The 19,890-nt window shown below is 56.8% G+C and carries 21 protein-coding genes; 8 read left to right on the top strand and 13 right to left on the bottom strand.

Annotated features, from left to right (window positions below):
* A partial coding sequence (locus tag AB1772_07755) for a hypothetical protein (protein ID MEW5796243.1) occupies window positions 1–1,145 on the top strand: 1,145 nt, incomplete at its 5' end.
* Between the two features lie 133 nt (window positions 1,146–1,278).
* Here the strand turns inward: AB1772_07755 and AB1772_07750 are convergent.
* The 8 genes from AB1772_07750 to AB1772_07715 all read right to left on the bottom strand — a co-directional run bounded on the left by AB1772_07750 (window position 1,279) and on the right by AB1772_07715 (window position 8,615).
* Complete coding sequence (locus tag AB1772_07750) at window positions 1,279–1,524, bottom strand: hypothetical protein (GenBank protein MEW5796242.1); 246 nt, start codon at window positions 1,522–1,524, stop codon at window positions 1,279–1,281.
* Window positions 1,525–1,535: 11 nt separating this feature from the next.
* Window positions 1,536–2,996, bottom strand: coding sequence for an MFS transporter (locus AB1772_07745; protein ID MEW5796241.1), 1,461 nt, complete (start codon window positions 2,994–2,996; stop codon window positions 1,536–1,538).
* A 31-nt stretch (window positions 2,997–3,027) separates the two neighbouring features.
* On the bottom strand, window positions 3,028–4,371 hold the full coding sequence (locus AB1772_07740) for a decarboxylase (protein MEW5796240.1): 1,344 nt from the start codon (window positions 4,369–4,371) through the stop codon (window positions 3,028–3,030).
* Window positions 4,301–5,662 carry an ATP-grasp domain-containing protein gene (locus tag AB1772_07735; GenBank protein ID MEW5796239.1) on the bottom strand — a complete coding sequence of 454 codons (1,362 nt, stop codon included), beginning with the start codon at window positions 5,660–5,662 and terminating at the stop codon, window positions 4,301–4,303. The genes AB1772_07740 and AB1772_07735 overlap by 71 nt, the downstream gene beginning before the upstream one ends.
* Window positions 5,655–6,653: a GNAT family N-acetyltransferase gene (locus AB1772_07730; GenBank protein ID MEW5796238.1), complete on the bottom strand. Its 999-nt coding sequence runs from the start codon at window positions 6,651–6,653 to the stop codon at window positions 5,655–5,657. Before AB1772_07730 ends, AB1772_07735 begins: the two co-directional genes overlap by 8 nt.
* A gap of 2 nt (window positions 6,654–6,655) precedes the next feature.
* Window positions 6,656–7,105 carry an S-adenosylmethionine decarboxylase gene (locus AB1772_07725; protein MEW5796237.1) on the bottom strand — a complete coding sequence of 150 codons (450 nt, stop codon included), beginning with the start codon at window positions 7,103–7,105 and terminating at the stop codon, window positions 6,656–6,658.
* A gap of 86 nt (window positions 7,106–7,191) precedes the next feature.
* Window positions 7,192–7,743 carry a fasciclin domain-containing protein gene (locus tag AB1772_07720; protein ID MEW5796236.1) on the bottom strand — a complete coding sequence of 184 codons (552 nt, stop codon included), beginning with the start codon at window positions 7,741–7,743 and terminating at the stop codon, window positions 7,192–7,194.
* A gap of 203 nt (window positions 7,744–7,946) precedes the next feature.
* Window positions 7,947–8,615, bottom strand: a complete 669-nt coding sequence (locus tag AB1772_07715; GenBank protein ID MEW5796235.1) for a TetR/AcrR family transcriptional regulator — start codon at window positions 8,613–8,615, stop codon at window positions 7,947–7,949.
* A gap of 647 nt (window positions 8,616–9,262) precedes the next feature.
* Between AB1772_07715 and mscL the strand changes: the two genes are divergently transcribed.
* The 4 genes from mscL (at window position 9,263) to AB1772_07695 (ending at window position 12,852) form a co-directional block, all read left to right on the top strand.
* Window positions 9,263–9,718 carry a large conductance mechanosensitive channel protein MscL gene (mscL, locus tag AB1772_07710; protein ID MEW5796234.1) on the top strand — a complete coding sequence of 152 codons (456 nt, stop codon included), beginning with the start codon at window positions 9,263–9,265 and terminating at the stop codon, window positions 9,716–9,718.
* Window positions 9,719–9,876: 158 nt separating this feature from the next.
* Entirely contained in the window at window positions 9,877–11,124 is a 1,248-nt protein-coding gene (locus tag AB1772_07705) for a glycosyltransferase family 87 protein (GenBank protein ID MEW5796233.1), read from the top strand.
* A 482-nt stretch (window positions 11,125–11,606) separates the two neighbouring features.
* Window positions 11,607–11,954 carry an RNA-binding protein gene (locus AB1772_07700; protein MEW5796232.1) on the top strand — a complete coding sequence of 116 codons (348 nt, stop codon included), beginning with the start codon at window positions 11,607–11,609 and terminating at the stop codon, window positions 11,952–11,954.
* A 205-nt stretch (window positions 11,955–12,159) separates the two neighbouring features.
* On the top strand, window positions 12,160–12,852 hold the full coding sequence (locus AB1772_07695) for a hypothetical protein (protein MEW5796231.1): 693 nt from the start codon (window positions 12,160–12,162) through the stop codon (window positions 12,850–12,852).
* Window positions 12,853–12,926: 74 nt separating this feature from the next.
* Here the strand turns inward: AB1772_07695 and AB1772_07690 are convergent, their stop codons facing one another.
* The 4 genes from AB1772_07690 to AB1772_07675 form a co-directional block, all read right to left on the bottom strand.
* Window positions 12,927–13,088, bottom strand: a complete 162-nt coding sequence (locus AB1772_07690) for a hypothetical protein (GenBank protein MEW5796230.1) — start codon at window positions 13,086–13,088, stop codon at window positions 12,927–12,929.
* A gap of 7 nt (window positions 13,089–13,095) precedes the next feature.
* On the bottom strand, window positions 13,096–14,550 hold the full coding sequence (locus AB1772_07685) for a putative sulfate exporter family transporter (GenBank protein MEW5796229.1): 1,455 nt from the start codon (window positions 14,548–14,550) through the stop codon (window positions 13,096–13,098).
* Window positions 14,551–14,718: 168 nt separating this feature from the next.
* On the bottom strand, window positions 14,719–15,195 hold the full coding sequence (locus tag AB1772_07680) for a hypothetical protein (protein MEW5796228.1): 477 nt from the start codon (window positions 15,193–15,195) through the stop codon (window positions 14,719–14,721).
* 108 nt (window positions 15,196–15,303) lie between these two features.
* Window positions 15,304–16,638 carry a hypothetical protein gene (locus AB1772_07675; protein ID MEW5796227.1) on the bottom strand — a complete coding sequence of 445 codons (1,335 nt, stop codon included), beginning with the start codon at window positions 16,636–16,638 and terminating at the stop codon, window positions 15,304–15,306.
* A gap of 298 nt (window positions 16,639–16,936) precedes the next feature.
* On the opposite strand from AB1772_07675, the gene AB1772_07670 reads away from it, so the two are divergent.
* Both AB1772_07670 and AB1772_07665 read left to right on the top strand, forming a co-directional pair.
* The gene (locus AB1772_07670) at window positions 16,937–17,500 is read left to right on the top strand and encodes a PadR family transcriptional regulator (GenBank protein ID MEW5796226.1); all 564 of its coding nucleotides are present in this window, start codon (window positions 16,937–16,939) and stop codon (window positions 17,498–17,500) included.
* 169 nt (window positions 17,501–17,669) lie between these two features.
* Window positions 17,670–18,332 (top strand): hypothetical protein, encoded by a 663-nt coding sequence (locus AB1772_07665; protein ID MEW5796225.1) that lies wholly within the window; start codon window positions 17,670–17,672, stop codon window positions 18,330–18,332.
* 120 nt (window positions 18,333–18,452) lie between these two features.
* Here AB1772_07665 and AB1772_07660 read toward each other — a convergent pair whose 3' ends face one another.
* Entirely contained in the window at window positions 18,453–19,244 is a 792-nt protein-coding gene (locus tag AB1772_07660) for a GNAT family N-acetyltransferase (protein ID MEW5796224.1), read from the bottom strand.
* A 328-nt stretch (window positions 19,245–19,572) separates the two neighbouring features.
* On the opposite strand from AB1772_07660, the gene AB1772_07655 reads away from it, so the two are divergent.
* Window positions 19,573–19,875: a hypothetical protein gene (locus AB1772_07655; protein ID MEW5796223.1), complete on the top strand. Its 303-nt coding sequence runs from the start codon at window positions 19,573–19,575 to the stop codon at window positions 19,873–19,875.
* Window positions 19,876–19,890: the final 15 nt, after the last annotated feature.

Raw genomic sequence — 19,890 nt, 5'->3', positions numbered from 1 at the left:
TGTATGACAACCCGGGAGTAGATACGGATTCGGACGGATACTTCGGTGAATTTCGTGTTTGTGAGGGCGAGACGACCTGGTACAAAGGGGACGGTGTTCCAGACTTTCGCGGCAACACCCCGCCGCCAATACCGTTCACGAGGTTCGAGACCGAGCCGGGGAGAATAGTCGTTCGGTGGAATGGGTATTTTTCGGAGACCACCAAAGACCGATTCTCAGGGCTGGTTGACTTCGAGGGGTATCGCGTCTATACGGGGCTGGATAATAGGCGAACGAGTCTGGCGATACTGTCGAGCTATGACAAAGAGGATTTCTTCCGGTTCAAGTATCATGAGCTTGGCAGTGGTGCGAATCGTTGGATCAACGACGATCCGCCGTACAGCTTAGACTCTCTGCGTATCATCCACAACGATCCTGAATTCGACCCGCTGCGCTATCCCCGCGAGCGGCCACGATTTGAGGGCGACAGCGCGTTCTACTTCGCCCCGGTCGATGCCAACTTAGCTGATCTCAGTTCTATTACCGGCATCCACAAGGCGTATCCTGACGCTGTCAATCCCGGTACTGACTCAACTCTGTGGACAGACGACGATGTCACTATGGAACATGGCCGCCGCCTGCCCAAGTTCTACGAGTACGAGTATATCATCGACAACCTGCTGCCGACAGTTCCTTACTTTGTCAGCGTGACAGTCTTTGACTTTGGTTACGCCGGTGGCAGGGGAAATCTCCCTCCCGATGAAACCAACCCGCTGAACAACATCACCGAAGTTTACGCACAAACATCATCTGATGTAGTCGAAGAGCAGAACCTCGATGTCATCGTCTATCCGAACCCGTACCGTGCCGACGCCAATTATCACGAGTTAGGCTACGAGAATCGCAAGGGGACGATCATTCCTGACCGCGCCCGACTCATCCACTTCAGCAATCTGCCGCGCGTCTGCAAGATCAGCATTTTCACGCTTGACGGTGATCTGGTCGGCTCGATAGATCACAACTTCCCCGAGGGCGGTCCTGAGGCGATGCACGACTGGTGGAACTTAGTCAGCCGCTCCGGCCTTGCAGTCGAATCCGGGCTTTACTACTGGGTGGTCGAGTCGTCAACGCGGACACAGATCGGGAAGTTAGTGATCCTGAAGTAATCAAATCCCACCCGTTGGGCGGGGTACGTGTCCTCTTGAAATGTGCTCGGCTGGACGGGAGCTCCGCCAGATACAAAAAAACCGGCACACGGGCGCAATGCGCCTGCCTGCCGGTTCGTGATGGAAAATTTATTCAGCGGTCTTCTTCGTCAAAATCCAGATCTTCCTCCACCTCTTCCTCGCCCCCCAGGTCATCCCAGTGTTCCTCCTCGACATCCTCGAAATCACGGTCGCGTCCTCCAGCACCGGTCTTTCGGCTCCCTTTGGACGTCAACTCGAATACGGCGTCGCAGTCCAAACAATAGACTATCTGAAGGTCGTGTCCGGAGGCGTCCTCAACTTCAAGGTTTTTGCTCCCACAATGCGGGCACTTCTTCATCTGGCTTCTCCTTACTGTGTGGTCCGGTCAGTCCGTGACAGGTGATCGTCTGGTCCCTTATGCTCGGGTTTGCTGTTATCCATGATATCCGGCGGACAGGGCACTATCAGCCGCCCCATCAGCAGCCATCTCAATACTGCGTAACTCATTTGCTGAACCATCACTGGCAGCCTTTGTTCCGACCGGTCGGTCAGAACCAGCATTAGTCCGGCCGAAGCTAATCTCAGCAGGGCCGAAATAACAAATAATATGTGATAATTCAAGAATGTTTGTCGGCCTGCCTTGAGGGAAAAGTCGCTCAGAATTTCGGCCAACACCCCGCCCAAAAGCGAGGCCACAAAGAACGCCACGCCCGTTACGGCTGCAAACCAGGCCAGGTAGTAGGCGCGATCATTTCGGGGGCTCTTGTCGATCGGCAGCGTAAACGCCGCCAGGTTGAATCCTGTCCAGAGCCAGCCGGCGTAGACCACCTCGAAACTCAGAATCCAGAGATAGCCGGCCCGGGGAATCAGCCAGATGAGCGGCACCAGTCCGATCCCCACCGCACAAAACGTAAGCACTGCGCGCGAACCGAACCGGTCTATCAAGGCACCCCAGGATCGGTTCGAGGCCACCGCCACTACCGCTGCCCCAGCCGAGTAGAGGCCGATCAGCAGAAAGCTCATCTTGAGATTGACCAGCATGTGGGGGGCAAAAAACGGAGCCGAGATTCCGATGGCGAAATTCCAGGCACTGAACACCCTTAGTATGCGGCGAAACTCCCGGTCACGGATTGGCCTGGCCCAGTGAACTGTCTTGTCGCGTAACAGCGGTGCCGGCATCGGCGCTTCCGAAACCCGGCTTAGCACCGTCGAACCGAGTCCGGCCGCCGTCGCCGCAATCGCGACGACAACCGCATAGCCGAGCGACTCGCGGTCGGCGTCTCTAGTCCAATCGAGCACCAGGCTCCCGAGAATGGCGAACATCAAGGTTGACCCCGCCACCATGGCGCTGCGCGCGCCGAAAAATCGTCCACGGATCTCGCGCGGCACGATATCCGACACCCAGCTCAGCCAGACCGGTGTAACCAACATGGTCGCTATACTCGACATCCCGACCAACACGAGAAGTGCGAAGAGTTCCCATTGCCCTTTGAGAAAGAGTAGCGGAACGGCCAGCCACCAGATCTGCCGTCCCAAAGTGAGGCCCCACACCGATAGCCGCCTGCGATCCTCGGCGAATTTCGGCAACAGGACCGAGAGCGGCTGGGTCGCCTGCGCGAGCAGCGGCAGCGCGGCGAGCAGGCTGATCTCGAAATCACCCGCGCCAAGCATCAGCGCCATCCCGGCTACAAAAGCACCTCCGGTCAGAACAACGAATATACTCGAGAGAGCACCCTCCCAGACGATGTACCGTAGATCGTCGCGTCGCGAACCCGGCGGGGATCCGGCGTATCCTGTTTCGGCCGAGACGCGGCCGGTCAGCAGACTCATGCGAGCGCTTCCGTGGGAAGGCCGTGTGGACCTACCGACTCCCCTGATTAGAAACTGGCCGCCCCGGCCCGGTCATGACCACCACCGGCGGCAACGGTTTAATGAAATGCTGACGGAGGCTATACGTATATGCCCCCTGGTCAGGTATCAGGAGGACATCCTCCGGCTGGATGTCATCCCCAAAGTAAGTGTAGCCCCACAGGTCGTGCGGCGTGCACAGCGATCCGGCCACCAGACACTCTCGCTCTTCCAGTGACGGCCTTGTGAGGTTTATCACCGGGAAGTAGTCGGATTCGTACCGCTCCCAGCCCACTGCGTTGGTGCCGGCATCGGTTATTACCAGGTCAGCCGCCTTGCGATCTACCACTTTGACAAGTATATGCATGGCCTCATGGCAAACCCACCGCCCCGGCTCGAAGTACAGCGTTATGTTCTTGCCCGCCGGCATGTGGTCGTCTACGGCTTGGGCCACACTTCGGGCGAAATCATCGAGCGGCGATGCCCGACTCACACGATGATCGAGCGGGCTGCCGGCCCTCTCTCCAATTGCAGAGCCGATAATACCTTCCGGTGTCGCCGCCGGCTGCAACCACTCACCCCGTGGCGGCCAGTACCCGCCGCCGATATCGAGAAACTCGATTGCGTCCTGCTGCTGTGCTGTCAAACTCTTGATTGCCTGACCCAGTCGCATAACGAACAGTACCTGGTTCGACGGGTTCATGTTCCAACTGATATGAAACTGAATTCCTTTGAGCTGAACGAACCGACATCGCACTGCCTGCTCGAAAAACTCGCCGAGTGTTTCGAGCGGCGTTCCGAATTTGCGCCAGATACCCGACTCTGCCGTGCTGACACGGACCCCCGTTCGAACCACGCGGCCCAGCCCTCCGGCCACCCGCTCCAGCCGCTGCAGTTCGCCAAAGCTGTCCAACATGATCGTTACCCGGTCCGCGTTGTTGACAGCCAGGGCGAGCTCCGTATCGGACTTGCCGGGACCGCTGAAGATGATCGCCGACGCCCCCGAATCGAGTGCCAACTGCAGTTCCTCGCCGCTGGAAACATCCAGGCCGTAACCGTCGGCTACCAGCAGGCGGGCGATCTCCGGGCAGTTGTTGCTCTTAACCGCATAGAAAGGCGTTACCGACGGAAATCGGCTGCGGAAAACCGCCCGGAACTCCCTCGCACGCGAGATCAGCGCTTCCTTGTCCAGCGCGTAAAGCGGCGAGCCGTGGCCGCGGACTAATTGCAGAAACGAGTCACGGCGCCCGATAAACCCCCGTACATAGGCTTCAAGTTCTGAGCGCTCAAGCCGCGGTATCGGCTGCTTCAGCAGCGCGGCGATGCGGTGAGAGTAGTCCTCGGAGCTTTTGCTCATGGCGGGTCTCAAAATCGACGGCAAGACGCGAAACAATAGCCTCGCTCTCCCGTTCGAGCAAGTGGTAATGGAGGGACGATGGCTTAAAGATCACATGCCCCAGCAACCAGGATTCGTAGTCCTCGGGCGGCAGAGTAACCACATGACCGGGCGAACGCTTCAGCCAGCACTCGACTACCGCCGGGTGCGCCTGCACGGCCCCGGTATCGAGACGGCTGATCATCCCCTCCTGGCGGGCAAACATGCGTGCTCCGACTAACCGGGTCCACTCTGCCTCCGGCGGTGCCGACACTGGCCTGCTCTCGGCAAAATCCAGCGCCACCCCCAGCATATCCAATCCACAACTGCGCATGATCAGCGGCGGCAGGCAGTCGCCGCCCGGTCGCGGGGTCAGCTCGAGAAAACAGGGTCGCTTATTGTGCATGATGAAGTCGACCATACAGACCGCCCGGTCGATCCCCAGCGCCTTCGAAGCGTCACGGAGCTTACCGGCGAGATGCGAGGTGTCAAGGCCGTCAGGCAGGCGCGCCGGCAACAGATAGGCGAGCGTGGTGCCGAAAGTCAGTCGGCAGGAGCGTATCTTTCCGGCGATCCTGATGATGCGGACAGTGTCGCCCTCAATAATGAAGTCACAACTGTATTCCGGCCCCTCGACAAGCTTCTCTGTAACTATCGCCGGCTGCATGGTCCCTGCTGCCACCTCCGCATCCGCGATCGAATACATCCGAGATCCGGCGAGTTTTCCCAAACCAGATTTGACCTGGCTGTAGTGCTTTAGGCATTGTTTACGGTCGTCGCAACGGAACGTAAGCTCGCTCCCACTGCCGGTAAGCGGCTTGAGCACGATCGGATAGCCGACGCTGTCGGCAAAACGGAGGACATCTCTTTCGGATCTGACAAGCACGGCCCGGGGACAGTTTACCCCACGCTCCTGCCAGATCTGTTTAGTCCGGAACTTGTCTCGAAGCAGGTGGATGGATTCGACTGACGGGTACGCCAGCCCAAATCGCCCTGCGAGATCAGCCGCCAGCGCCATCGACTCGCAGTCGTAACAGGCCACCCCGTTGAGCTTCAAGTGATACTCCGACAGGTGAGCGACCAGAGACTGATAAACCGCGTCGCTCTGCCTCAAATCAACGAGCACCTCGTTGCCCGGAGAGGGCGGAAGTTCACGGGCTTTCCGACGCTCGAGTGCATCGGTCACGAACAGCGCCCGTTCAGGGTAGCGTCTGCTGATGAGGTCGATATAGTCGGAGGTTGTGCCGACTACCAGCACTCGGCCGTCAGGCATTGGCGATCCCGCCCACGTCGAGGCTGCTGGGCGCCCACTTCCGCTGCGGGTGCACAAGCCCGGCTTCCGGCCTGACCGTCTGCTTGTCTTCCTGGACAAGATACAGCGGCGCCGGCGTCAGATGGAATATCCCTTTCCAGTTGAAATCACCGCACAGGAAGTCAACCCGCTCCAGCTTCTGTTCGCAGGCCCAGGTCATGTGGTGGACATTGATCAGTTTCGCGATACCGACATGATTGGCGCTTGTTCCGCCGGCCAGCATGGTCATAGTCCCGTTGAAGACCGCTCCCATATCGACTGCCGCCGGTTCTCCGCCGACCAAGATAGTGACCATGCGCAGCCAGCCGCGTTCCGAAAGCAGATCCCGCAGGGCGCGGAAACCTTCCAGAAAGCGTCGGTCATAAAAATACGAGTTCGCTGCGTAGCGGCCGAGATTCAGCTCCACCAGCGTCTCGAAATCCTCGGGATTGTCGAAACGCCAGGTCGCGCCACGATCATCCCAGCCGGCCAGCTCGCGCCGGAGCTTCTTGGCTGTCTTGTGGGAGAATTCCTCATAATACCGCTCCATGTCGAAGCCGTACCGAGGAGGACAGAACAGATACCCGACTTCGTCGACCTGGTCGTACAATTCGCCTGCCGGCGAACAAGGTCGCAGGTATCGAAGATGGTACGACCCCGGCACCGCCGCCAGCATTTCCCGAAGCAGGCGCGGTTGGTCGGCGATGATCCGGTTTTGTTCGAGCCAGGTCTTGCCCGACCAGGTTTCGCCCGGGAAGAAGTTGAACAAGCCGGAATCGCCGTTGCGACTCAAAGGAAGGAAACCGCGAACGCCCCCCCGCTCCTCGGCCACCACGAAATACGGGGCGTGCCGATAGCTGTGGTCGAAACAGGTTCGCACCTCCCAAAGATCCGAGACGAACTCTCGCGGGATGAGCGACTCCCACAGGCGACGACATTCACCCGGATCGGTAACTACTCGAATTCGATACACCGTTACTTCCTCAGATTCACGTGCGCGATGCAGCGCTTGCCGTCGAAATACTCGAGCGCGAACTTTTCGACCACGGCCGGGTCGTAGGGCTTGCAGCTGAATACATCGAGGTAAACAGCGTTGCTGGCATTGGCGAAATGAGCCGAGATCAGCGAGGTCTCGATCAACTGGACCATCGAGAACCCGGCCACCCTTTCGTCCTCGCCGAAATTAACCACCTGACACTCACCGAAGCGCTTCATCGCGATCAGATCACAAAGCTGATACACGAACTGGCGGATCTTCTCAGCGTCCCTGATGGTATCCGGGTCGCAGTTATACAGGTCAAAACTGCAGGCCAGACCCCAGGCGCCGCTGATATCGCTGGCGTCATACTGACTGAGCTCGTCATAGGCCACGAGGCGCGATACCGCGTTGCTCGCGGCCTGTCCGGGGTGGAATTTCGTCTTCACTTGGTTCCGTCCTTTATCAAGTGTGGTTTCCTGTGTCGCTCGCGGCGCGGCCACCAGCCGGCCCGCCTCCGCAGAGCGGTAATAATCTATCTTTGAGGGCCGACTCCCGACCCGATTACTCCGTCGATCACATGGATGACACCATTGGCGCAGAGGATTCCCTCCTCGACCACCGCGGCATCACCTACTTTCACTTCATCACCGTCCGTCACAATCACCAGCGGTTCTCCCGCCAGCCCGGATACTCTCATTGCGCCGGTTTGTTCGAAAATAATTGCGCGCCCCCGGACAATATGTCGCGACAGGAGCTGCCGTAATCTGGCGCTGTCCCGCGCCGCCTCCTTTCCGTCTGACAGATTCAATTCCGCGAACACCGAGTTGTTGGGAGCAAACAAGGTAAACGTTCCCTCGCCGCTCAAGAGCTGATAGAGCGCTGTAATCCGAAGGTACTCGGCCAGCCGGGCCAGGTCGCTGATCTTTGAGAGCGTAGTCATGATGTCGCTCCGTGCAGCCGACGAATCGGCGATCTCCAGCTCGACCGGAATTGACTCCAGCGGGCGACTGTCGGGCATAGAGAAACCGACAACCGCCACTGCCGTTGTCAGCAGAGCAATCGTCGGGTACCACAGTCGTTTCACGAACGACCCTCCGAGTTCGTCCTTGTGCCCATCGTCAACTGTCACCGAACCTGCGCCGCGGCTGCGGAAATAACGAAATCAGGCACCGGGCCCGCTCCGTCTCTCCGTATCCGTCACCACCTCTCCTTATGTTCCATCGCTTCAACGACAAGTACTGCCCTCTTGAAACTTCCTCGTATCACGAGGCCCATGCCCTGCCGTCGTTAATTCACCTTATCTGCCGGTATAGCTTCCCGAATGAAACGAGTCAGCCCCGCCACGAATGCCTGCTTCAGCGACGCGAACGATCGATCCACGTCGTCACCGTCGGTCGTGACCACCGCAAACGAGTAGTACCCGGAAATGAACCCGACAATGGCGCAAGCCAGACGCCGAATGGTAGCGGCCGGAATGGGGGCTTCTATTGTCCCGTCGACCAGCTCCTCCACCGTCCTGATGTACTGCAGGAACGGGGTCTCGATACCCTCGTATCCCTGCTCCAGCGTCAGATCGGCGCGACCCTGGAAGTAGAGCACGAAATCCTGCCAGCGCCGACTGAAAAACTCGACATGCGCGCCGATCATGGCGTCGAGCATCTCCGGGAGTTCGGTGTGACCCTGGCACTTCTGCACCAGCTCGGCGGTCAACTCATCGATCACCGTCTTCATGACCTCGTTGACCAGTTTCGACTTGGTCCCGAAGTGGTAGTAGAACGTGCCCCGCCCTAGGTCGGCCCGGCGCGTGATATCATCAATCGTAGTCAGATCCAGCCCTTTTTCCGAGAAAACGGAACGGGCCGCGTCCAGCAGCCGGGCGCGAGTTTTACTAAAACGCCGTTCCCGACGCGACTGGCTTCGCCCGGTTCCGGCGGGCTTATCTGAGTCTATGGCCACCAAACTATTCGACACTATCATCGTTTTGGACACTATCGTCAAATCTGACGAAGCTGTCAAGGCCTCAAACAAAAAAACTTCAGAGCGGTTCCAGGAATGTCTTAACGTGGGCAAGGTAGACAAGTTTTGAACCTTTTCGAGAGCCCGTAATTCTCTTGTAACATCATTTGTTTCAATCGATTACACTTACGCACCCCTACCGACTTGAATCTGCCGACCGGCGTTGTGACACAAATCCGAACCACCCCACCAGAGGGGCTTGCCGGCCCAAAAACAGGACTGATTCGATTGTGGACCTATAATTCCCGGAAATCAGCGCGAGAATGCTCTCGAGTGCTCCTCTAACTATCGCTGGCCCAGACCGTTATATGTTCTGATCTTCTCAAACAGTTATCCTCATTCCCGTATGTGACACATTCCCCATGGACAACTTTCTTTCTCGCATGACCTTACAAGGACTTCAGAGAGAGCACCCACCCGCAGCTGTGGAGCGGCAGGCGGAGGACTGATCCAGTGTGATTATTTCTCTTTTATCGCCACACGCCACACAGTATGATAGCTTGTATTGTCGCACAGTCGAACCGTGTGGATATGGGTCAAACGGTGCGTGATTGAACCACTCTCAACCAAGGGGTACAACTATGAGCATGGCCAAGGAGTTTCGCGAGTTTGCGGTCAAAGGCAACGTGGTCGACATGGCCGTTGGGATCATCATCGGCGCGGCGTTTGGCGCAATTGTCAGATCGCTCGTCGATGATGTCATCATGCCGCCGATCGGTCTGCTGCTGGGTAACGTGGACTTTTCCAACCTGTTCATCGTCCTTAAGCATGGCACGACAGCGGGCCCGTTCGCCAGTCTGGCCGACGCCAAGGCGGCGGGAGCAGTCACACTCAACTACGGCATGTTCATTAACACGGTGATCAGCTTTCTAATCGTCGCCTTCGCGGTGTTTATCCTCGTGAAAAACGTCAATCGCATGAAGCGCGAGAAAGAGGTGGCGCCGGCGGCGCCGACCACCAAGGAGTGCCCGCATTGCTTCTCGACAATTCACATCAAGGCGGTGCGCTGCCCGAACTGCACGTCGAGCGTGGCAGGAGCGTAGGCCGGGTGGCCACCTGACACCAGTAGTGTCAGGAAGCGGCTCCGGAAGCGGAGGGCGGGTTGTGGAGTAGTTTCGGCAACTGCCACGGTGACATAATTGTGCGCGGCCGTGCTTCAGCGAATAGCCGGCGGCCGTAAGCCAGGGAGGTCAGGACGCTCGTGAGCGTCAGATTCAGACTGATTCTGTTGATTTCGGCAGTGGTTCATGCCGGGCTCCTGTATCTAGTCCTGACCCGTCAGTTGGATTTTCTCTTCAGCGACGCCTCGCACCGCATGGGACCGGCCTCTGATTTTTTTGCCTTGTACAATGCCGGGAAGCACTGGGCTGTCGGGGACGGTGTCTACGGGCACGGCCCCGGATTCGGGTTCAGACACCATCCCATCATGGCGATGTCGGTTTTCGCCTGGCTGTCGGCACTCAAACCATACACGGCATATTACGTTTGGGTAGCGCTAACGGAGCTTACGCTGCTTGTTGCGGCGATACTGCTGAGAAAGCTGATTGCAGACGATCTCCACTTCACCGTGACGATTGCCATCGCAGTCTTCTTCTCGCCGTTGTATCTCGAAATCTTCATGGGGAATGCCTCAGCCTTGGCGGGCTGTCTTTTGCTCTTTGCTTACTTCCTCTATGTGAGAAGCCGGTCCACCGCAGCCTTCCTCGCTTTTGTGGCGAGCTGTCTGATAAAGCCAGTCGGGATCATCCTGCTTCCCGTGATTGCCCTCAAAGGACACTTCAAACCGGCGCTGCTCGCGGTCGTGATTCTGATTGGCCTGTGTGTGCCGTATTTCATTCAACATGGCGCGGATCTCGACAATCTCATATTGCTCGACGCAACTGACCACAAATCAACCGCCGGATTCCTGGTGCATGCGGGCAACCAGGGGCTTTGCGCGCTCTTGATGAGAATCGGGGCAGCCTTGGGAGACACACCACTGGCATCACTGAAGTCGGTAAACCAGTTGCCCCAATGGTACGCGCCGTTGGTATACGCCTGGCCGGTTTTGCTCGGGGGGCTGGTACTCTGGGTAACATGGCTGCACCGCCGAAGCCTTGGTATAGAGATGATGGTGTTTTTATCAATATCCGCGTACCTGCTTGGCTATAAAGATGTCTGGGAGCACAGCTACTCAATCCTGATTGGCGCTCTCCCCTTAGTCTATCTCTCCGGCAAAATCGACAGACGAATCCTGCTCGCCGGTACACTCCTCCTGGCTCTGCCTACCGGCCTGGCGTTTTATGACGTGCACATCGACAGTCCTGGTATCCACGATCCGGACTGGTACTGGAACGGGGGGACGTCGATAGTCCATCATGCTACCAAACCCCTCGGCATGCTCTTTCTGTTCGCCAGTGCCATGTTCAAACTGCGTTGGAACCGCCCCTCAAGTACCGGGGAAGCTTGACCGTCGACTGTCGACCAAGTGCCATGCAACTTCTCCGGGATACTCCAGTGACACCTACTCTGAATCTCACGTTTCGATCACGGGCTGGGGCGTTGCCACTCGCTGTGCCCGTAAGAGACCCCCGGGACTCTACGCCCAACTCCCTTATTCACAATCACTTACCCATGATACGGGGTGTGGCCGAATCATAGATTAGAGAGTTGTCTACACGATTCAAGACAGCACTTCGCTGAGATCCACAAGGTCTTCTGAGTAAGCGACCGAAAGAAATACTCTGGACATTGATGACCCAATCCGATATAATTATTTGTCAGTGTTGGTTTCCGTAACGGCTTTGGTTGAGAGTTTGTCCTTCCCCACAAATATCTTGAAAAGCGTAGAGGCGGAAGCTTTGCGCAATAGTGCGCTGTAATGCGTTTGTCCTCGTACGGGGTTTTCTCTGGAGAATTACTGGCCGCGGACAGACAAGACCGGAGTGTGTGATGAACATCTACGTGGGAAACCTGTCGTTCAACACGACAGAAGAGCAGTTACGTCAGGCCTTTGAGAGTTTCGGTGAGATCAAGAGCGTGAGCATCATCACCGACAAGTTCACGGGCGAGTCCCGTGGTTTTGCCTTTGTCGAGATGCCTGACAAGGAAGCGGCGGCGGCGGCGATCAGCGGCCTGAACGGTCAGGAGCTGAACGGTCGCAAGCTGAACATCAACGAGGCCCGTCCGCGGACCGATCGGGGCGACCGTGGCGGCGGCCGCGGCGGCGACCGGGGTGGTTTCCGTGGCGGTCGTGGCGATTATCGCGGCGGCGGCGGCCGGGGCCGTGGCCAGGAGTAAGTGAACACCAGACCGACCTAGACATAAAAACTTCCCATAGAGACCGGCCCGCGCCGGTCTCTTTTTTTGACAGCCCCGACCCCTCCCTACTCATATCCTGCTCGTCCGTAGCCCCTTGAGGTCCGGTTTGTTAGTGCCGATATCCACTCTATAAGGTAACCGCGAACATCCAAGGCGACTGTAAATATCCAGCAAGGAGGCAACGATGCAGGAACATGAGCGGACAATTCGGCCGGCCCTGGCGGCGATCGTGCTGATCTGCTTTTTCATGCCGTTTATCAAGATCAGTTGTGCCGGGCAGCCCATTGTGTCCATTACCGGGCTTGATCTCGTCCTGGGCAAGACAATCGAGCCGCCGCCATTTCTCCAGGATAACCCCGGCTCATCGGGATTCGACAATCCGTACGGCGCCGACTGGTCAGGCGGAGCCGATAAGGGGCAGGGCCAGTGGGAGGTCCAGGTCGGCGACTCGACTATTCCTTTCAATCAGTCCGCCGGGACGGAATCCTTCGACCCCTACAGCCAGATGGGTGACAGCGAAATGAGAGTCGATACCGAACCGTTGACGGCGGCAGCGATGGCCCTCGCTATCATAGCGCTCCTCGGTACCTTCGGCGCGAACCGTCCGGCCATGACTATTTCCGCCATCTGCTCGGGCGGCGTGGCGATCTTGCTGTTCATCTTCAGGGCCAACGCCGGCGGCGATATGCCCTCCGAGTTCATGGGCATGATCTCACTCGAATGGGCTGCTGCCTTCTGGGTTGCGCTGGCCTCGGCGGCGGCGCTGGCGTTGTTCACCGCGAAAGTGCTCTCGCAGCACAAGCCGGTTCGCCAGAAACCGCGGCTGGTCATTCAATCGCGCACCGATACCACTCCCTCGGAATCGCTCAAGCATTGATGCGCCCTGCCTCGAAATGTTGATCACCAAACGAACCCCGAGATTCTCGGGGTTCTCTTACTTGCGGGTATGTGTCAGACTTCAAAGAAGGTGCGGCTCACCCAGACCAGTATTCCAATAAGCGCGACCCCCAGCGCGATACTCCAGACGATCATTCTCTTTTCGACCGGCAAAAGCGGCTCGTAAGCCATCTTCTGAAGTTCGTCCACCAAACGTGGTTCACTCACCGTTTTCATACCTGCCTCACGCTAGCGGCGGCTTGACTCCCGCAAAGAACAGCCAGGAGATCACCAGACCGATCCAGATAATGAACCCGAACAGGCAGATCACGTAGACCAGCGCCAGTTTGCCAATTCCCTCTTCCCACAGCTTGCGGAAGTTGGAGACGACACCGATCGTAAAGAACGTCATCACGAAAAATATCCCCCGAAACACATTCGCCTGCCCCATCGCCGCCTTAGCCGGTCCGATCAACTCCGATGCTGACACGGCGATCAGGATCACCGCCGCAAAGGTCGCCATGTAGCCGAGGATGAATTTCGGGAAGCGCCGCCAGATCTCGCCCGCGCGCATCTTCTCTCCGCCGGTTTTCTCAATCTTAGCCGACCAGATCCAGGCCAGGATAAACGCCCAGATAGCGATAAACACGTCGATAAAGACCTTCACAGTTGTGGTCGTCGCCATCACCCAGCCCGACTGATAATTGATCCCCTGTTCCGCGGCCGCTTTGGCCAGAATGAGCGATTCGGCTATCGCCCCGCTGGCTACCGCGGCGCCGTCGGTCTTGACCGCCAAACCCATCCATGCCCCGGCCACCATCGGTTCATTATAGAGAAAGCGCTGAGCGATAAACGGCAGCAACACCAGCTCGACAACCGCGAAAATCACCACTAGCGACGAAACCATAATCGGCACGACCGGACGCGCTTTGATCGCCGAGCCGGTGGCTATCGCCGCTGAGACCCCGCAGATCGATATCCCGCTGGCCAGCGGCACAGACCACTCCCGGCTGAACTTGAAATACTTGCGTGCGACAAAATACACGAGTGCCCAGTAGATCAGATACGCTTCGACTATCGCGCACAGTCCGCGGAACATCACCGATGTGGCCAGGCCGAGCTGCTCCGCCGCCGTTATCCCGAGAAAACCGCCCAGAATGACTATGGCTGTCTTGATGTATAGCTCGGGGCGAATAGCCTCGCTCATCAGCTTTGCGAATCCGGGCGTGAAGTTGCCGACCATCAGCCCAACTATCAAGGCGACTATGTAGCCCGCCTCCGAGGTGAGGTTCATCGACCAGGAGATGCCGAACGAATTGAGCTGGTTCGGTGTCGCGGCAATATGCGCCCAGGCGCCGATTATCCAGCAGAAATAACTGATGAAGAACACCAGCGTGAAGCCGAGGGCAAACTTCTTCACGTTCGCCCGGAGCCGCCACGCCCCGACACCCAGCACCAGGAGAAGAAACATGTAAGTGCACAGAAGCGACCCGAGTCCGGGCAGTCCGGCATAGTTGTCCGATACCGGTTTGAGTGCGCCGGCCAGGCTGGTCCAGACTTTGGTAGTCACCACCCAACCGCACACGTCGCCCCCGAGAAACTTCGTCAGTGTCAGCAGGAATATGAACAATCCCAGAATGACCGCTAACCAGTCTTCCGAGATGCCGGACCTGCGGAAACCATCTGCCGTTTCAGCCACCGACCATACCCTCCTTGCGAGAGGTTGACCGTGGCGGATATCTCTTGCTCGACATCACCACATCGCTTACCGCGCACTAAGCGCGTCCTACATTACATTAAAGCATGAAGAGCAATCGAGTCAAGTTGGAATCGGCGCGTGGCGTACGGTGACACGCCGGACGTGCTATCAAAATGAGAGCACTTCAATCCTGTATGAATAGAACTCGCCGCCGCCCGCAGGCATGTAGACAGACACCCCGTTTGAATAGATAACTTCCGTGTCACCATTGCAGGTGGAGAGCAGAATCGACGTGTCCGTCACTTCGGTCACAGCATCGTATATGATGCCGTCTTTAATTGTGCAGGTGCCGGGCACAAATAGTGTCGTGTCAATTTCCATAGACGGCTCCTCGTGGTCCGCCGCGAAATCGATCTCTCGAAATGCGTTCAATGCCCCGTCCGGTAACCGGCGAAGCCGCATAAGTTGTCGCCGGGCTGTCCCCTTCTCGTGGAAAACTACCTGTGAGGCTCCGACATACAGGTTCGGGGCGGATGAATCACCTTCATCGGAAATGACAAAGTAGTGTTTGTCGGTGTATATCGTATATGTGGCTGTGCCCGATATCCACACGCCCTGCCGCCAGGTTTCCAATCGCGTTTTCAAGCCCTGACTACCAGGTTCGGCACCGCACCCTATGACCCATAGCAAGGTCCCGACCAACCACGAAAGAACGAAGCAATCAAATCTACGCATCCTCGACCTCCTCACGCTTTAGGGTACCGTCGCGTTCCCTTGCTTCAAGTTCGCCGACAGAAACGGAAACTCAAGCAGACCTTGAAACAGTTCCCACTGTCGATCCGGCTTCTCAGGCGCCCCGCCATGCCTCAATATGAAGTCTCCGACGAGTTGCTCCCCGACAACATATGTCACCCGGTAGCTTCGGTAATCCCTGGAAAAAGCAAGTGACTTCGCGGCGGATTCATCGGTGCCCAGGTCGAAGTGGCGAACCCACCTCGCTGCTCGCAGTGAATCCCAGGTTCCGTCGAGATACGCCCGGGCAGCGTCGACATGACACTCACTCAGCTCCTTGCGTGCGTGGAGAACACGACAGTAGGTGTCGATCATGGCCGTGTCGAGATTCATAAACTGTGGCAGGATCCGCTTGTAAAACGCCACCCTCTCTTCGAGCGGAAACACGAGCGCGGACGCATAGCTTGCCATGCCTTCGTCCAGGACCGACGAGGGGCAATAGAGAGGAATAACCGAAAACTCCACCCATCCGCTGTCCTGCACGAGGATTTTCTCTCTCATGACGTTGGCACAATGATGTCCGGGGTACCCCTCGTGGGCCGCTATCCCAATCAACGAACCGGCGTATACAGGCCCACTTGTATCCACCTGGATCAGACTTTGCAGGCTACCCAGGTACCAGTTGTACCCTCCCCACGATTTCCCGCCGACCAATTCGATACGGCAGTTCTCTCCCTCGGGCAGATCGATAAAGCGGCATGTCCTCTCACGACACTCGGCGACACATAGTTTGATCAAGGTGTTGATCGACTGTCTCGGCACAACGAACTGCTTCTGCAAATTCTCGAACCGCTCGAACAGATCTCCGCGTCCCGGCACGAGCGAGTCGAGCCGCATGAGTAGATCCTCGTAGTATGCTGAATCGTGTTGAGGGGCGACTATGCCGTAGATCGCCTGCGCTTCCTGATCGAATGTGAGTCTCACACCGTTGCGCCAGTCAAGCACCGCAAGTAAGGAATTCAACTGACCCCGGAGGAAGTCAAGTCGCCGCCCTCGGGAGTCAGTTTCCGCATGGGCTAAGAGCTCCTCGGCATACGCGAGCAATCGCTCGGCCTCTTGCACCAGCTTCTGGTACGGGAACTCCCTGCCGGCCGCTTCTTTCGAGGCTTCTTCGCGAAATTCAGGCGGCCCGAAATAAGCGTCGACATAGTCAGGAACATACTCCCCCACACTCAGTACAAGCCTGACATAATCGCGAGCGAGAGAATCAACCCGACTTTCTGTTCGCGCCGAAGACATTGCGGGGATGAAGGAGCTTGCAGCAAGCCAACCTACCAGAATTACAACCTTGATCATCAGCCTTACTCCTGTCGACCATCAGTCGCCAACGGGCAAGTCCCGGGGTGCTGACCTTATATTCCAACTTAAGGCTTTCGTACCTCCCGGTCCACTAAGAACCAAGCAGGACTCCCGGGTGGATACGTGCAATTCAGATATCCCATTGCAAATCAAGAAGTAACGGGGCTGCTACTCGTCTTACAAGTTGCACCCTGATCCAGACCCGTTCCTTATGGCCGTCACCCATAAGAAAGTGAAACCATCCCCGGTCGGGACCGTACAGTTATATATCTTTTAGATATATCTGGAGCGAGCAATGCCTCGTGCAAGCAAAACCGAATTCGCGATTCTTGGACTACTCAGCCTGCGACCGATGTCAGGCTATGACATCAAGACCTTCATTGCCCAGAGCATCGGTTTCTTCTGGCAGGAAAGTTATGGCCAGCTTTACCCGACGCTTAGACGGCTGGTTGCATCGGGTCTTAGCACTGAATCATCACAGACGACCGGGGGGCGCCCGGAAAGACGCGTCTATAAAATCACCAAAGCCGGTCGAGCCCAGCTACTGGCCTGGCTTAAGACCCCGACTGAAAGCGAACCCATAAGGAACGAGCTTCTGCTCAAACTGTTTTTTGGGATGTTCACCGACAGGAGCACCTGCGCGGAACATGTGAGGAGTCTTCTTGAACAACAAACAGAGCGTCTGAGAGAGTTTAACTATGTGGAGCGGACGATCCTGAAGGAATACGAGCGTCAGGACGTCTACGACTATTGGATTACGACGCTGCGATTCGGAAGACACATAACGCGTGCCAGAGTGCGCTGGTGTCGTCAGACTCTGGCGTGGCTTAAAGACCAGCCGAGGAGTAAGAAGAAGTAAGCAGGAGAATCTCGGCTTGAACTTCAAATGCTCATTTCCCGGCGCCGAGTCCCGTCTCGTTCGCATTGGGGCGACTGGAGGCGGTGATAGTACTGTCATATCGGAGCAGACGCACTCGAGCCCGAACTGTATGCCCGAATGAACTTAGGTCACTTTCAGGAGGTCGTGTATGGACATTAAGCTACAGAAACAACTCACTACCATGAGCATTGCAGCCGGTCTGACAGTGGGGATAATGTATCCCGCCTGGACATTCCTCCCCCTCCCGGCAGTGCTTCACACCGGTCTATGGATCTTCTTTGGCCCCCTTACGCTCATAGCTTTTATCGGGCTGTATCCATTCGTGGCCAAGCCCAGGCTGACCATTTATGCGCTGATGGGCACGATATTTGGCGTGATTGGAGGCATCAGCCAAACAATGTTCCAGGTTATCCAATTAGAAAACATCATCTACATTCGCAAATATATCCGTGCGGAGAGTGATCCTGCCGTGCAGGAAACCTGGAGACATATCCTGAACGGCGTGTTTACGGTCCAGAACGGCATGAACTACATCGCCGACCTTTTCTATGACCTCACCATAGTCATGTTTGCCATTCTGATGTGGACTCACCCTAAGTTCGGGAAGTTCTTCACAATCACTGGTCTGGCAGCGGCAGGCTATCACTTCGCATCAAAGCTTTACACATTCCCTGTGCCTCCCCACGAAGCGGGCCTCTTTGAAGGAGGCTATTTCATTAGTATCTGGTTCTTCTTGATGGTAATTCAAGTTTGGAGAAAGTTCTCGTGGCTAAGCGAGGACGCAGTTGCAGCAGTTGCAGCTAAAATGTAGGCCGCCACAAAGGCGAGAAGCACACCTAGATTTCCAAGCGCCGGCGCGTCTTGGATCGGGTTTTCCGGTAGTGCAAAGTACCTTGTGTGACATCGGGAGATGAATAAGAGACGGGGCAACTCACCTTTGTCCATCCCACACATAGAAGTCTACCTCACACAGCTTCTTAAACCCCAGCTTCCGGCATATGGGCGCCGACGTGCGCTGGTCGGCGAGCACAATTACCGCCTCGACACCGTCGCGAACAACATCGCTCAAACGATACGCAAGCATCGCTCTGTAGATGCCTCGGCCACGATATCCCGGCAACGTAGCCCCGCCACAGAGGAGAGCAATCGGCCGATCGGGATAATAGGCTATGTAGGCGCAGGCCACCGGCTTACTCACACCGTCAAGATAGGCGAGGTAAGCCCGGCTCCGGACTTTCGGAAAACTGAGCGCGATCATCTCGTGGAAGAACCGCGAGACATCGGTCGGCATCCCGAAACCAACCGCCATGATCTCGACCGCTGCCTCATGATCGCCCGGCGGCAATTCGCGAATTGTCACCTCGGAATTCCCATCGATTCGCAGCGTGAGATCAGGTAGATACATCCCGTCGGCGCCAAGCTGTTTCTCGAACCCGCATGCCAACAGAAGTCTGCCCAGGTCCGCCGGCGTGGTGTTCGGCCCCACAATCCAACTGAAAGGCTTCTTTTTGGAGTCAAAGTACGCACATACCTGGCTTATGGCAGCGCCGGCATCCTCCCCACTCAAGCGGGCATTCATGGCTTTGTTTGCCAGGGCATGATTAGAAGGCGTCTCGCACACTATCACGCCGGGGAAGTTGAGATACTCATTGTATCCTTTGATGGCGGGAAGCAGGCAGTCGGAGCGTTCAATCGCTTCTATAAGGGTCTTGTGGTCTATCATTTGGTTTGAGTGTCGATCTCAGCCGCGCCGCCCAGGCACCGGCGTAAAGCCATACTCGTTTGCGGGATTATACCCATCCAGGTAGGTCCACGCAAGACGCCAAGCTCGTGCTGCGTCGTATCCCGATCCCGAACCAAAAGCCATTGGAAGGTAATATAGTCCAATTACTACTGAAGCATGATTGTCGAACTGCCTGGTCTATCATGCACGGTCACGGATGCAAGAACCCAGGGCACATGCCACGAGGCTCGCCCTCTAACATCACTTCCCTCTTGAATTTATCCCCGAAAATTGCTTGATTGATCATGACTCGAACCGGAGTGCGAATGTGGTTAAACGGCTGAAACTGTTCCGTCTGTATCTGCTGTCGATGTTGCTCCAACTGCCCGCGATGTCGCTCCTGGCATCGGAGGGTCTGGATATCCCCGAGGCGCTGGAAAAGAAGGTCCCGCTCGAAAACCTCAGCGGCATCAGCCTGTTCTTTGCCCGCACCTATAACGAAAACCTGTGGCTCTATGCGCTCTACTGCACGGTCATGATGGCGGTAGTGGGTATGCTGATCGCGCTCGCGACCGACGTGGTTCTCAAAGCGATCGGCATGGAAGTGCATAAGATCGAGCACAAGGAATAGTCACAGGAAGGCAGG

This window comes from Candidatus Zixiibacteriota bacterium, assembly GCA_040752815.1.
Taxonomy (GTDB): Bacteria; Zixibacteria; MSB-5A5; order GN15; family FEB-12; genus JAGGTI01.
This window is presented reverse-complemented; position numbering and strand designations above follow the sequence as displayed.